This is a genomic window from Pelomonas lactea (assembly GCF_043555885.1).
Classification (GTDB): domain Bacteria; phylum Pseudomonadota; class Gammaproteobacteria; order Burkholderiales; family Burkholderiaceae_C; genus Pelomonas; species Pelomonas lactea.
Window position 1 is genome coordinate 244,449 of the sequence record NZ_JBIGHX010000008.1, and the last position, 13,449, is coordinate 257,897.

The window sequence follows — 13,449 nt, forward strand, 5'->3', positions numbered from 1 at the left end:
GCCATGCCTGAAGTCACGGCGGGCAAACCCCAGCATCCGCTCCGGGCGCCACGACGTTGAGGCCGCGTCCCTTCCGGAGAAACCGATGATCCCCCGAATGCTTCCCCTCGCGCTGGCCCTGCTGGCGGGCGCCGCGCAGGCCGACCTGCTGCAGGACCCGCAGTGGCAGGCCTGGCTGGATGCCGGCCGCACCGCCGAGCTGTCCCGCGCGGCCCAGGCGCAGATGAAGGCCCGCCCGGACGACGACCAGGCCGCCGTCGCGTTGGCCCTGGTGGCCGTGGACGACAACGACGCCGCGCGGCTGGAGGCCGCCATCGCGCCGCTGCAGGCCTGCGCCGACAAGCGCCCGCAGGCCGCCTGCAGCTATGCGCTGGGCCGCATCTACGGCCAGCAGGCCATGAGCGCCAGCGTCTTCAAGATGCCGGGCCTGGCCAGCAAGACCAAGGACCAGTTCGTCAAGGCCGTGCAGCTGGACCCGCAGCTCTACGAGGCGCGCAGCGCGCTGGCGCAGTTCTATCTGATCGCGCCCGGCTTTGCCGGCGGCAGCGAGGCCAAGGCGCGCGAGCTGGCCAGCGAGGTGCAGTCCCGCCAGCCCGAGCAGGCCCGGCTGCTGCGCTTCCTCGTTGCGGCGCAGGCCAAGGACTGGGCCGGCGCCGAGCGCGAGCTGCAGGCCGTGAAGCCGGGCGACGACCGCACGCTGCAGCGCGAGCTGCGCAATGGCTGGATGCGGCTGGGCGCCGAGTTCATCGAGCAGAAGTCGCTGCCCCAGGCGCGCGGCGTTTTCGAGCGGGTGCAGCGCGAGCACCCGCAGCACGCTGCCGGCCCTTACGGCCTGGCCCGCGTGGCGCTGGACGGCCACCAGCCCGACGAGGCGCTGCGCCTGCTGGAGCGCTGCCGTTCTCTGGAAGGCGCCGACCGTTATCCGCTGGACTACCGCGCCGGCCAGGCACTGCAGGCCAAGGGCGACAAGGCCGCGGCCCGGGCGGCGCTGGAGCGGGTGCTGCAGAACAAGCGCTCCAGCCCGCGCGTCGTTGAGGACGCGAAGAAGCGCCTGGCCGAGCTGGCCTGAGCGGGCGGCCCGAAGCGGCTGGCTATGATGCCGGCCGCTTTCTCTTCGTGCCGAGCTCATGCTGGTTCATCCCCAGTTCGACCCCATCGCCCTCCGTCTCGGCCCGCTGGCCGTGCACTGGTACGGCATCACCTACCTGATCGCCTTCGGGCTGTTCCTGTGGCTGGCCGGCCGGCGCGTGCGCCTGCCGCAGCATGCCGCCGTCGGCTGGACGCGCCAGGACGTCGACGACGTGCTGTTCTACGGCGTGCTGGGCGTCGTGCTGGGCGGGCGGCTGGGCTACTGCTTCTTCTACAAGCCCGACTACTACATCCACCACCTCGCCGAGGTGCTGGAGGTCTGGAAGGGCGGCATGTCCTTCCACGGCGGGCTGCTGGGCGTGCTGTTTGCGCTGTGGATCTTCGGCCGCCGCCGCGGCCGCAGCTTCTTCGAGGTGTCGGACCTGATCGCGCCCTGCGTGCCCACCGGCATCATGGCCGTGCGGCTGGGCAACTTCATCAACGGCGAGCTGTGGGGCCGCCAGGCACCGGCCGACCTGCCGTGGGCCATGATCTTCCCGCAGGCCAATGACGGCGGCCTCGCCCGCCATCCGTCGCAGCTGTACCAGGCCGCCGGCGAGGGCCTGCTGCTGTTCGTCATCCTGTGGCTGTATGCGCGCAAGCCGCGGGCGACGGGGCAGATCTCGGGCGTCTTCATGATGGGCTATGGCGCGCTGCGCTTTGCGGCCGAATACTTCCGCGAGCCCGACGACTTCCTCGGCTACCGCGCGCTGGGCTGGAGCCAGGGCCAGTGGCTGAGCCTGCCGATGATCCTCGTGGGCATCGCCATCTTCGCGTGGGCGACGAAGCGCAACCAGAGGCCCGCATGAGGCAGATCTTCTTCGACACGGAAACCACCGGCCTGGAGGCCGAACGGGGCGACCGCATCATCGAGATCGGCTGCGTGGAGATGGTCAACCGGCAGCTGACCGGCAACAACCTGCACCTCTACATCAACCCCGAGCGAGCCAGCCACGAGGACGCGCTGCGCGTGCACGGGCTGACCGAGCAGTTCCTGGCCGACAAACCCAAGTTCGCCGAGATCGTCGACCATCTGCTGGCCTTCCTGGCCGGCGCGGAGCTGGTCATCCACAACGCGCCGTTCGACATCGGCTTCGTCAACGCGGAGCTGAAGCGCCTGAAGCGCGGCGTGCTGACCGACCATGTGGCCAGCGTGCGCGACACGCTGCTGATGGCGCGTGACCTGTTCCCCGGCAAGGCCAACTCGCTGGACGCGCTGTGCCGCCGCCTGGAGGTGGACAACACCAAGCGCGTGCTGCACGGCGCGCTGCTGGACGCCGAGCTGCTGGCCGACGTCTACATCCGCCTGACGCGCGGGCAGGACGCGCTGCTGATGGACGACCACGGCGATTCGTCCGGCGGCGGCGACGTGGATGCCCTGGTCGAGGCGGCGGACCTGAGCCGCTTCGAGCTGCCCGTGCTGCTGGCCGACGCCGCCGAGGCGGAGGCCCACGCCAAGATGCTGGTGGACCTGGACAAGGCCGCCGGCGGCGCATGCAAATGGCGAGTTCTCGAACCCGCACAAACCGTGGCATAATCGTGGGCTTCCCGAAAGCCGATGCGTTTTCAAGGGCGGTTAGCTCAGCGGTAGAGCACTGCCTTCACACGGCAGGGGTCGCAGGTTCGAACCCTGCACCGCCCACCAGGATCTCCTGGTTCCTTGAAAGCGCCGCGCCAGATTTCGGGCGGTTAGCTCAGCGGTAGAGCACTGCCTTCACACGGCAGGGGTCGCAGGTTCGAACCCTGCACCGCCCACCAGAACCAACCCCCTCGGCCTCGCGGCGAGGGGGTTTTTCTTTGCCTGTTGCGCGGCGGCTCAGTAGTGCAGCCAGGCCGCGCCGCCCAGCGCCACGCCTACGGCGCCGACGGCCAGCGTCGCCACCTCCATCCAGCGCCGCTTGGTCAGCAGCGTGATGGCGGCCAGTGCGATGGAGATCTGCAGCGCCGTCGTGGCCTGGGCCCAGCGGTGATGCATGTGCATCTGTTCGCCGCTCTTCTCGTCGAACTCGCGCGACTCGTGTTCGAGCTTCTCGGCCTCGACCTTGATGTCGTTCTTTTCCTTCTCGTAGCGCGCGATCTTGTCGCGGTACTTGGCGCGCTGCTCCTCGCTGGGCGTCATGTCCAGCGCCAGCTCGGCCAGGCTCTGCTTGCTGCTCTTGGCCTGGTAGTAGTTCCACTTGTTGGCCGCCTCGGTCTTGCGGATGGCGGCGTCGTTCTTGTAGAGCGCGGCGTTGGCCTGCGTGGCCCCGCCCATGTACGAGAAGAACGCGCCGACGGTGGCGAGGATGGCCGTGATGACGGCCAGCTGGCCGGCGAGGCCCTTGGGCTCATGCTGGGCCGCGTGCTCCAGCTCGTGGTCGTGCGGGCCGTGGACGTGAAAACCGCCTGAAGACATCTCAGTTCTCTCTGCGAAAGTAATCGACGAAATCGAAGCGCACACCCGCGGCGCTGGTGCGCGTCTCGCGGGCTGCTTCGGTGAATTGATCGCGCGGCCAGGCGGGGAAATGCCGGTCCGCGTCGGGGAAGGCGGCGTCCACCTCGGTCAGCGCGAGCTTGGCGGCGAGTGGCAGCGCCAGCGCGTAGATCTCGCCGCCGCCGATGACACAGACCTCGGGCTCGGCGCAGGCGGCCAGCGCCGCGTCCAGGCTGGCGAAGACCTCGGCACCGGGCAGGGCGGTCGCGCTGCGGCTGACGACGAGGTTGCGCCGGCCGGGCAGCGGGCGGAACTTCGCCGGGATCGAGTCCCAGGTCTTGCGGCCCATGACGACCGGCTTGCCGACGGTCAGCGCCTTGAAGCGCGCCATGTCTTCGGGCAGGTGCCACAGCAGCGCGTTGTCGCGGCCGATGGCGCCGTCCCTGGCCACGGCGGCCACCAACGTGATCGTGCTCATACGGCGACCGGCGCCTTGATGGCGGGGTGCGGGTCGTAGCCGCTGAGCTCGAAGTCCTCGAACTCGTAGTCGAAGATCGACGCCGGCCGACGCTTGAGCGTCATGGTCGGGTAGGGCCGGGGCTCACGGGCCAGCTGGGTTTGCACCTGCTCCACGTGGTTGTCGTAGATGTGTTTACGGAACCAAAAGAGAACGTTCAATTTTTTCTCCTTCTCCCTGGAATGATTGAGCGTTTTCGTGTGCTTGACAGCTTGCTCTTTCGAACCATAAATTCAATCAACTTAAGGAGCTGCGGTCGATGAGCATGGACGTGTATCTCGGTGCGCGACCCAAGGGTCTCCAGGAGTACGCCAAGGCGTTGCTCACCATCATCCCCTTTGACGAAACGAGGCGGAAGCTCGACGTGCTGTCCATGCCAGGCACGTCCCTCACGCTGGAACTTGCCGGGGCGCCGCAACCCATCCTCTGCGTGAGCGACAGCAAGGGATTCATTGTACGAACCGCTTCTTCGTGGCTGAGCCACGTTGGGCGCCAAGTGGGCCTGACCTACTCCGCTGGCACCTCGCTTCAGTACGGCCGGACTATGACCTACCTCGTCCGCTGGATTGAGGCCCATCCGCCTCTGCCTGGTCTTAGCGTCGATCAGAACATCATTGCGCTGAATAGGGACGCCGTTATCGACTGGCTCAAGTACATGAAAAAACTCGGCGCCAAGAGCAATAGGACGCTCAAGGCGCGCGAGGCCTGCTTGTATGAGTTCCTGGACTGGCTTTGCACCGACGATGCGCGCCAACTGCGAGATATGGAGAAGTCGCCTCGTGGTAGGGACGGGAAGATGGGATACGTCACGAAAGGTGGCAGTCCGAAAAGCCCCAAGGCCATTGATGCCAGCGTCGTTATCGCAGTGCTCAAAGGGTTTCACAACGAATGCGAGCGGTGCATGTTTCATGCGCAGTACGACATGGGGCTTCGAATCACTGAGTTGATTGAACTTACGGTAAAAGATTTGCCGAGTTCCTCAATGTACGACTCCTCGCTTGAATTCATTCCCATTTGCATCAGTGGGCTGAAAGGGCGGGCTGGCACGACCAAGGAACGCATTACTCTTATCTCCAGGGCTACGTTGCGCCGTATTTGTGCGTACCACAATACTGCGGAATATGAACTCGCTGAAGGTTGGGACTTCAATGATCCTGACAAGCCGGTGTTTTTGACCGCGAATCAATTCAAGTGGCAGGCCCGCAACGCCACGAAGCAGTTTAATGCTGCAGCCGACCGCGCGGGACTGCCGAAAAATATCCGTCCTCATTGGCTGCGGCATGGTACTGCCTTTTCTGTCCTTTCTTCTGATGCTGGCAAGGACTATATGGACCGGATGCTAATTGTCCAGCAGATGCTTGGGCATAGTGATTTGAAAACCACTGAGATTTATACCCAAATCTCACCTGCCATGCTGGACAAGTTGACCAAGGCTGGCCATCGACTTAACCGTCTGGAGGAGGCTGAAACGATTCGGAGTGAATCGTGGTTAGCACCCTTAAGACACAAGGAAAGTCGAGGCCACATTGGAAAACATCGTTCGAATCACGCGCCCCCCTGAGCCTACGCTCCGAAATCCGTATGCCCAGTTAATATGGATATTCTTCCGTGTTGAAAGAGAGCAAGACGAGCCGTACGCGGCGAATTTTCGATACGCAAAGAATAAGTATCTTGAGTACGTAGTCCAGACTGGCTCCGGGTACACAGAGCTTTCAGTAGACCCGCGCTTTTACTTGCACCTGCACTGGGAGGCCGATGCCCTGATTCGATTCAATCAGTGGCTCGATAAACAAAAGCTCGCTAGCAAGACGAGATACAGCCTCTACAAGAGCGTTAGGCGCGTCATGGACGTCGCCTACTCAATGAGTTTGATTGATGCGAACGTGTACCACTCGCCGATGCATAAGGGAGTGCGCGAGACCGATAGCCGCGCCTCGTACACCGAGGATCAGCAGGAAGCAATCACGGCGGCGCTGTCAAAGTGGACCAACGTCGCGCGCAGCGTGGTCAATGGCTACACACGCACCGGTGAAGGAATTCCTTACCGGAAGAAGAACACTCTTGCGTCAGTAGAGCTCGATGGTGTCGAGTACGAACCGTCGGAACTGGCTCGTCGGTACGGTGTGCCGCGTGGCAAGCTTCAGAGCCGTCTGAAGGCTGGCTGGAGCACATCCGAGGCACTGGGTCTTACGCCGCGCAAGCGGGCGTCCAGTGGGGTTGCCACGCAGCTGGTCATTGAGGGAGCTAGCTACCCAAGCGTGAACGAGGCCGCGCGAGCCTACGGCGTTGACGCCGGGGTGGTGGCCCTTCGGCTACGCAAGGGGCTCACCCCGGAGCAGGCAGTCGGCATCGCGCCGATGTATGTGCATCAGTCCGACGAGCGCGCCTTGCTGTGGTCTTTCGAGAACGAGTACGGGTGCGATGCGCGCGCAATGCTGGAGGACTTCCGACGTAGAGACCTGAACACGGTAGCAACCGACACTCGCCTACGAAGGCTGTTCTGCCGGTGGGGTGTATGGCCCTATGTCGATGACCGTCTGGTGATGCCCCTTGCGGCTGAGTTCTGCTTGCTTACCGGTCTTAACGTCGAGTCGCTGAAGAAGCTGGACGTTGACTGCTACCAAGCCGAGCACGCATTGACGGGTAAGGCGGTAATAACTTTTCAGAAGAAGCGCGCCTCCAGCCACACTAGGTCGGAAGAACAGTCGCTTCACCTTGATCTGCTGGATGTTGAACTGGCCAAAGACGACAACCTCGAGGTGGAGGAGAAATTCATCGAAGAGGGCTCTGTTGTTCGTGTGGAACGGCTGTTTCGGCTTATCTTGGCGATCACTGCTCCTATCAGAGAGTACGCGCCTAGCGAACTGCAGCAACGGCTTTTCATTTTCGAAGATGTGGAGGCGTCAAGGACTGTTGGAAAAACCGTCATTGTTGGGATCGACCCTAAAGGGAAGGCTGCTACTTGGTATGGCCGATTTGCGAACGAAGAAGGCCTCAAGAAGAGCTTTGGGGACAACTTTAAGTTCAATTTGGCGCGGTGTCGCCCGACGCTGGTCACAAACATGGTTCTGGCCGGGGCTGACATTTTTCAGGTTCAAGCCGCAATCTCACATGCGAATATTGGCACGACCGCGATTTACCTGGACGAACATCGCCTTCAACCGGTGTTCAATTCAATAGTTTCCGGCGCTCTTGAGGGCATAACCCGGCGTTCGATTGAATATCAAGCAGGTAAAAAGGGGGCGGCTGGAGCCGGAGCAATCCGCAACGTGGCTGATCCAGACGCCTTCCACGAGACGCTTTCGGGTTGCGGTTGTTACGACCCATATTCACCAAGCGAGATGGTTCGCAAGGTAACACGCCATAAAGAAGGAGGGGTCTGTCGGCACTGGAATATGTGTCTATTCTGCGATCAGGCGGTTGTGACTGAGAACTCGTTGCCAAAAATTATTGTCTATCGGCGAAGAGTGTCGGCGGTGCTTGAGCAGGGTTCACCTTCCATTGAGCCTCGTCGAAAGCTCCTTGAGGATGTCGTGAAACTCATCGACCGCGTGCTGGAGGAGAACGCCGTGTTCCCTGCGGACGTGTTGGCCGAAGCCAAGATCAAGGCTGTGCAGCTCGATGATATTTTGGTCGATCAACTCATTTATCAAGGGATTTGAGTCATGACAACCGCGAATGCACTGCCTTCTCTTAAAGCTGTTATGGCTGGGGTGGCCATTTTTCCCGCCGATGCGCCGATTTGGCTGGGGAAAATCGGAGACCCAGTTTGGCCATTCTACAAGGAAGGGGATGAGCTATATCAAGGGCCCTCGACAAGCTCCATCGCTTGGTTGGACTACATCTATGGCAAGGGATATACTTTCGAGCATGTAAATTCGATGCATCGCGGACGGTATACGTATTGCCTGACGAGTGAAATCGTCTCTGATTTGAAAGTTGCCGCTGCGATCTACGCTAAATTCCCTCGGCTAGTCAAGCATGCAAAATCGGCGAAAGAGGGGGTCGATCCGCGAACCGTCAAAGCTCGTACTGACGAGCTTGCCAAGGTTTTTTCTTCCGCAATCGCCATTTCTCAAGCGCGCTACGGGCGAACGATTACAAAGTTGTCCGAAATTTCGCTCGGCTTGCTCAAGGAAGCCATCGCCCAATATCCGGGGCGCGGAGCCGCACTGAAGCGTGCCTTGAAGCTGATTTCGGACCCCGTTGTTCAGTCCAATCTTTCAGAGCCGCTGCGGTGGCAGCTAGTTGACATTGAGAAGGGCAGCATCCCGTGGCCGAAGACGATTGACGGTCCCGGTATTGCGACGCTCACTGATGTTCATTTCCTGTTCATTCAGGATCAGTGTATTCAATACATTCTTCGGTTCAAGGCGATGTTGGGCCTGACCATTCATTGCACAGATGTGCCTCGAAAGCCTGAATGGATCGAAGAAATTGATCTTGACGCTTACGCGGAGGCTGTTGACGCTTATTTGAATAATAAGGTTGGCGCATCTGGTCTCCAAGCGCGTTTCGGCATTGGTCAGCGCGATCTCGAGGCATTCATTTGCGATGCGCAAAATGCCGCAATCTTATTGATTCTGCTCTTGACGGGGATGAGGAGCTCCGAAACGAAGTTTTTGTATAGTGATGCCCTTGACTTCAATAATGGGTATTGGTTCTTGAAGTCGAAGGTGGTGAAGGGGCGTTCGAAGTCAGCTCCGGTTGCCGAAGGTTGGCTCGCCATTGACATCACAAGGGACGCATTCGATGTCCTCGAATACTTTTGCGCGTGCACGGGCAACAAGTACCTGTTCTCCAGCCCGTTCGAGCGCTTTGCGAAGGACGGCCGCGGCTACGCATTGGGCTCCTTGAACATCAAGCTGTGCCGGTGGCTGGAGCGCATTGATGTTGGAGGCGTCTACGCTGACTGGACGTTCTCGGTTCATCAGTGCCGCGAAACACTCGTCTTCCAACTTGCCAAGCAGCAAGTCGGGCTGCAATTCATCAGCATGCAGCTGAAGCACTTTCATAGCCGTTTCTACGGCATGCCAAACGAGGTCACTGCGAGCTACGGGAACTACCGGAAAGAGCTCATGGCCAGCGTCACCAGCCGCATGGCAGAAGCTCGGGAGACCGCATTGCAAGACCTCTTCGGTGAGGACTCGCGGTTCGCAGGCGGCGGTGGCGAAGCTCACAAGGCTCGCACAGATGCCTTCTTCGCAGGCAAGGCCTACTTCGGCGCCGCCCGCGAACGGTACATCCGGAACCTAGCCAACAGCGGCGTCAAGATTCAGCCGACCAGCATTGGCAGCTGCACAAAGAACTTTGCGCTCCCAGTCCTCGACAAGGAGCCGCCTTGCTACGGCGACTTCGAGTGCGACCCGGACTGCGAGAGCCATGTCATCACCGAGCGCGCTGGGCAGGCCCTCGTTGCGCGGCACGACCGCCTCTTGGCGAAAGCCGATGCAGAGACCAACAAGGCGTACAAGGTCATCTGGATTGGTCAGGCTGAAAAGATCGGTCGTCACATCAACAAGCTTGGACTCGGTGGTCACCATGTCGACTAAAACGCCTATACAGAGCGACGATGTACCCAGTGATCCGACTGGGAACGACCGGCTTATCCGAGACGCGCTCACCACGCTGGCGGACCCTGCCAAGAGGAAGAAGATGAAGCTGAAGCCCACAGTAGCATCACTTCAAAAGCTCACGAAGTTGTCGCTCAACACGATCCGCGACAGAGCCTGGGCTCTTAAGGGCGTGCGTGACTTGAAGGCGGAAGCCAAGAAGCCACCACAGGCGGAGGTGCTTACAGTAGAACAAGGCGAAGAGCCCATAATCGACCCCGAAGTAGCGGTATCCAGGCAACTGGAGGGTCTTCTGAAGCAGAACAGCCTGTTTTATGAAGAGATTCTCTATCTGCGACGAGAAGTTAAAAGGCGCGATGAGATTATTGAGAATTTGCAGGGCGGCCGCTTAAGTGCAATCTGAACCATCGGCCTAGTCGATAAAGATGAAACAATACCTCGAACTGCTTTCTGACATCCTCGAAAACGGAACTGCCAAGGGCGACCGTACTGGCACCGGCACGACGTCAGTCTTCGGTCGTCAGATTCGGCACAACCTCGCGCACGGATTTCCGCTGCTCACCACGAAGAAGCTCCACTTCAAGAGCATTGCCAATGAGCTAATTTGGTTCCTAAATGGCGATACCAACGTTGCTTGGCTCAAGGAGCATGGCGTTAGCATTTGGAATGAATGGGCTACTGAAACAGGTGAGCTTGGCCCGATATATGGGAAGCAATGGACGGCTTGGCCAACAAAAGACGGCGGGACAATCAATCAGATTGACTACGTCGTCAATGCGCTGAAGAACAATCCGAACAGTCGGAGAATTCTGTTCCATGGTTGGAATCCAGAATATCTGCCCGATGACAAGCTGAGCCCGAAAGAAAACGCGCAGCAAGGAAAAATGGCCCTGCCGCCTTGTCATTTGTTGTATCAGTTCTACGTTGCAAATGGCAAGCTTTCTTCTCAGCTATATATCCGCAGCTCGGATAGCTTCCTAGGTCTTCCATACAACATCGCTTCTGTCGCATTGCTTACCCACATGCTTGCGCAGCAATGCGACCTCGTAGCTCACGAAATCATCGTCAGCATCGGGGACCTCCATGCATATTCAAACCACATGGAGCAAATCAAGACCCAGCTTTCGAGGGACCCGCGTCCGCTGCCAACGTTGAAAATCAATCGGCGGCCCGACTCCATCTACGGTTACAAATTTGAGGACTTTGTAATTGAGGGGTATGACCCATACCCATCAATCGCCGCGCCCATCGCGGTCTAAACGCTTCGAGGCTGCCTCAGCTGACGGCTGAGGGCGTCTCGCACAGGGAGGGAAGAACAATGAATGCAGCCAGCAGGTTGCTGAGAATCTACGACCGCCTTATGCAGCAGACTGCGGAGCAGTCGACGCTCAATGCATGGGCTGGAGCATTCGACGTCGCGCTCGATAGGCCGCACCTCGAAGACGAGGTCACAACACTCCTCATGGGGCTGCGTTCAGAAGTCAACTTCGCGCGCGCTCGGCTCGACGCTCACGGTGTTCCAACGGGGCTCACAAGTCCCTCCTTCGAGAGGATGAGTCAATACGCCTCCCCAGGCCACATCCACTCCCCTTGGAAGAACCACGTTGGAAACCTGCACACGCCCGATGTCCGAAAAATCCTCGAGTGGGCTGCGTGGGCGCTGCGCGAAGAGGACGAGGCGGACATGTCCGCTGAAGAACTGACCGTCCTAGAAGGGGAACTCGCGGCACTTGAAGCTGCACTCGGCGAGACCGACATGGCGCCCTATCTGCGGGACTTCGTCCGCAAGCAGGTCGAGACCATCCGCGGCGCGCTACGCATGTACGGCGTTCAAGGCGTGAAGCCGGTACAGGACGCGCTGCAGAAAGTCGCCGGCGCCTACAAAACCCAGGAGAAGGTGATCGAGAAGACCGTGGCCGCTGCACCCGAAGAGGCCAAGGGCCTGTTCGCCAAAGCCGCTGGCGTCATCGAAAAGGTCGCGAAGGTGTCCGACAACCTCAGCAAGATTAAGAAGGGCGGCGAGGAGGCCTATGCCATCGGCACGGCCGTATCCGCTGTGCTGTTGCCGTACCTGCCCAAGCTGCTTGGCGCCTAGAGTCCGTGGCTGCTGACGCTCCAACTGTGGTAATTCCGCCAGGCATCGACACAGGCGGCATGTTGACCATGCTGGGGCTTATTGCCGCAGTGTGGGCGCTTCTACCCAACAACGCGCGGCTCGGCTTCAGGTTGCGCCTGACCTGGGTCGACTGGTGCGTCATCTCGGGCGTGCTACTGACCATCCACGCCTTCTACTTCGAGCCGGTCTTGAGGGACGTGGGCGTGTTTCCCGTCCTCGGGCCGTGGAAGTGGGGCTTCGACAAGAGCACCACCCAGTACCTCTTGTTCCTGCTGCTCGCCGTCTTCGTGCCGATACGGGCTCTGACGACTCGGCGCCTAACCCGTCGCAGGCTGAGCATCTTCAACAGGCTCAGCACATCGCTGCTCCATGAGTGTCGCTTCGACGAACTGGCTGTGCTCCTCGACCGGCACCTCGTGCCGGCAATCGACGTCGCGATGTCTGAGGGCGTGCGCAATCGCGTTGCCCAGTTCATCCAGCCACCGCGTCCCGCCTTCCAAGTGCTCATGCGCGACGACGGAACACTCACCCTCGGCAACGTTGGTGAGCTGGGTTGGATTGCAAGGGCATGGTTCTGGGCGCGCGAGACCCTTGCGGACCTGATAGGCCCGTCGGAGAGCCTGCGCAATCGCGCCAGGATCATCGTCAAGCGTCTACTGACTTCGCGGCAACTCGTGGCTTACCTTGCAACGGCCAGGCCGTACCTGTGCCTCCAAGTGATGGAACGAGCGACCTTGTTGGTGGAGGAATTTCAGGATGAGTTCTTCGACGCGCTTCTGGGCAACGAAGGCAGCATCTTCTATATCGAGCTGAAGGACAACCAGAACTTCGTCGGCGGCCAAGGACACCGGCTTTACATTCCCGACGAGAACCGGCTGCTGAACTTCTACCTCAAGGACGTGGAGCTCGCCGGAAAGCTGGGCGTCTATCGGTCTGTCGGCGAGGCCGTCTTGGCACACATCGACGGTGACGAAGCGCTCTTGAAGAAGCTCAACGGACCGCAGCTGCAATACCGTGAGACCACCAAGCACAGGTGCCCGGTTTACGCGGGCATCTGGTTCTTCCGCGTCATGGTGCTGGAGGGGCTGCATCAGAGGTCCAACGACCATCTGTGGCTTCACTACATGCCCCACTTCGCGACCAGATTGGTTGAGCGTGCGCGGGAGGTCGACGAACTCGATGGCGACGACGAATTCCCCACGCCGCTGAGCTACCTTCTCTACCAATTGGTGGCAACGACGGCGGAGTGGATCGACGACGCCGAGCACCTCACCGGTGAAGAGAAGAACGTGGTCACGCCTGACCAGACCGACGGCAACCACGTCTACATCTCATTCCAGGCGGCTGAAGCCCTTGGTCGGGTGATGCAGCCCATCCTCCTCTCCGACCGAGTCACCAGCAGAGTTCAGGAACAGCTGCTGACCTCAGCGTTGCACATGCTCCGGCGCCTTGAGCAGCAGGACCACCTCAGTGCGCTGGCGGCTTCCGTGCGGACGCATCTGATCTACCCATACGGGCCAGGCCATTGCGAGGAATACCTGCCGCTATTGAAGGCATGCTTCCAGGCGCAGGACCATGTGCTGCGGGCTGACCTGCCGACGTTCAGGCTGGAACTGGATGAGGCCCTAGAAGGCGCGCAATGAGCGCCGGGCTGCCGAGCTCAGCTGCCGCCAAGCGTGACCACAGCGTTGTTGCCTCCGAG

12 protein-coding genes, 2 tRNA genes and 1 pseudogene are annotated in these 13,449 nt (G+C 60.4%); 12 read left to right on the plus strand and 3 right to left on the minus strand.

Annotated elements, in window-relative coordinates:
• The first annotated feature begins 97 nt into the window (after positions 1–97).
• From ACG04Q_RS20705 to ACG04Q_RS20725, 5 genes are all read left to right on the plus strand, one after another.
• Positions 98–1,069 carry a tetratricopeptide repeat protein gene (locus tag ACG04Q_RS20705; RefSeq protein ID WP_394513265.1) on the plus strand — a complete coding sequence of 324 codons (972 nt, stop codon included), beginning with the start codon at positions 98–100 and terminating at the stop codon, positions 1,067–1,069.
• 58 nt (positions 1,070–1,127) lie between these two features.
• Positions 1,128–1,937, plus strand: a complete 810-nt coding sequence (gene lgt / locus ACG04Q_RS20710) for a prolipoprotein diacylglyceryl transferase (RefSeq protein ID WP_394513266.1) — start codon at positions 1,128–1,130, stop codon at positions 1,935–1,937.
• The gene (gene dnaQ, locus ACG04Q_RS20715; protein ID WP_394513268.1) at positions 1,934–2,665 is read left to right on the plus strand and encodes a DNA polymerase III subunit epsilon; all 732 of its coding nucleotides are present in this window, start codon (positions 1,934–1,936) and stop codon (positions 2,663–2,665) included. The genes lgt and dnaQ overlap by 4 nt, the downstream gene beginning before the upstream one ends.
• A 33-nt stretch (positions 2,666–2,698) precedes the next feature.
• A tRNA-Val gene (locus ACG04Q_RS20720) sits at positions 2,699–2,773 on the plus strand.
• Between the two features lie 38 nt (positions 2,774–2,811).
• A tRNA-Val gene (locus tag ACG04Q_RS20725) sits at positions 2,812–2,886 on the plus strand.
• Between the two features lie 58 nt (positions 2,887–2,944).
• Here ACG04Q_RS20725 and ACG04Q_RS20730 read toward each other — a convergent pair.
• The 3 genes and pseudogenes from ACG04Q_RS20730 to ACG04Q_RS20740 form a co-directional block, all read right to left on the minus strand.
• On the minus strand, positions 2,945–3,523 hold the full coding sequence (locus ACG04Q_RS20730) for a DUF4337 domain-containing protein (protein ID WP_394513269.1): 579 nt from the start codon (positions 3,521–3,523) through the stop codon (positions 2,945–2,947).
• A 1-nt stretch (position 3,524) separates the two neighbouring features.
• Positions 3,525–4,019 (minus strand): dihydrofolate reductase, encoded by a 495-nt coding sequence (locus ACG04Q_RS20735; protein WP_394513270.1) that lies wholly within the window; start codon positions 4,017–4,019, stop codon positions 3,525–3,527.
• Positions 4,016–4,192 (minus strand): annotated as a pseudogene (locus ACG04Q_RS20740) (thymidylate synthase); the annotation flags it as partial. The pseudogene ACG04Q_RS20740 and the gene ACG04Q_RS20735, both read right to left, overlap by 4 nt.
• Positions 4,193–4,317: 125 nt before the next feature.
• On the opposite strand from ACG04Q_RS20740, the gene ACG04Q_RS20745 reads away from it, so the two are divergent.
• The 7 genes from ACG04Q_RS20745 to ACG04Q_RS20775 all read left to right on the plus strand — a co-directional run bounded on the left by ACG04Q_RS20745 (position 4,318) and on the right by ACG04Q_RS20775 (position 13,390).
• Positions 4,318–5,619 carry a tyrosine-type recombinase/integrase gene (locus tag ACG04Q_RS20745; protein WP_394513271.1) on the plus strand — a complete coding sequence of 434 codons (1,302 nt, stop codon included), beginning with the start codon at positions 4,318–4,320 and terminating at the stop codon, positions 5,617–5,619.
• Between the two features lie 283 nt (positions 5,620–5,902).
• Positions 5,903–7,720: a hypothetical protein gene (locus ACG04Q_RS20750; protein WP_394513272.1), complete on the plus strand. Its 1,818-nt coding sequence runs from the start codon at positions 5,903–5,905 to the stop codon at positions 7,718–7,720.
• Between the two features lie 3 nt (positions 7,721–7,723).
• Positions 7,724–9,610 (plus strand): site-specific integrase, encoded by a 1,887-nt coding sequence (locus ACG04Q_RS20755; protein WP_394513274.1) that lies wholly within the window; start codon positions 7,724–7,726, stop codon positions 9,608–9,610.
• Positions 9,611–9,713: 103 nt separating this feature from the next.
• Positions 9,714–10,034, plus strand: coding sequence for a hypothetical protein (locus ACG04Q_RS20760; RefSeq protein WP_394513276.1), 321 nt, complete (start codon positions 9,714–9,716; stop codon positions 10,032–10,034).
• Between the two features lie 22 nt (positions 10,035–10,056).
• Positions 10,057–10,890, plus strand: a complete 834-nt coding sequence (locus ACG04Q_RS20765; RefSeq protein WP_394513277.1) for a thymidylate synthase — start codon at positions 10,057–10,059, stop codon at positions 10,888–10,890.
• Positions 10,891–10,949: 59 nt separating this feature from the next.
• A complete protein-coding gene (locus ACG04Q_RS20770; RefSeq protein ID WP_394513278.1) occupies positions 10,950–11,726 on the plus strand; it encodes a hypothetical protein in 777 nt (258 codons plus the stop codon).
• A gap of 59 nt (positions 11,727–11,785) precedes the next feature.
• Positions 11,786–13,390 (plus strand): hypothetical protein, encoded by a 1,605-nt coding sequence (locus ACG04Q_RS20775; protein ID WP_394513280.1) that lies wholly within the window; start codon positions 11,786–11,788, stop codon positions 13,388–13,390.
• Positions 13,391–13,449: the final 59 nt, after the last annotated feature.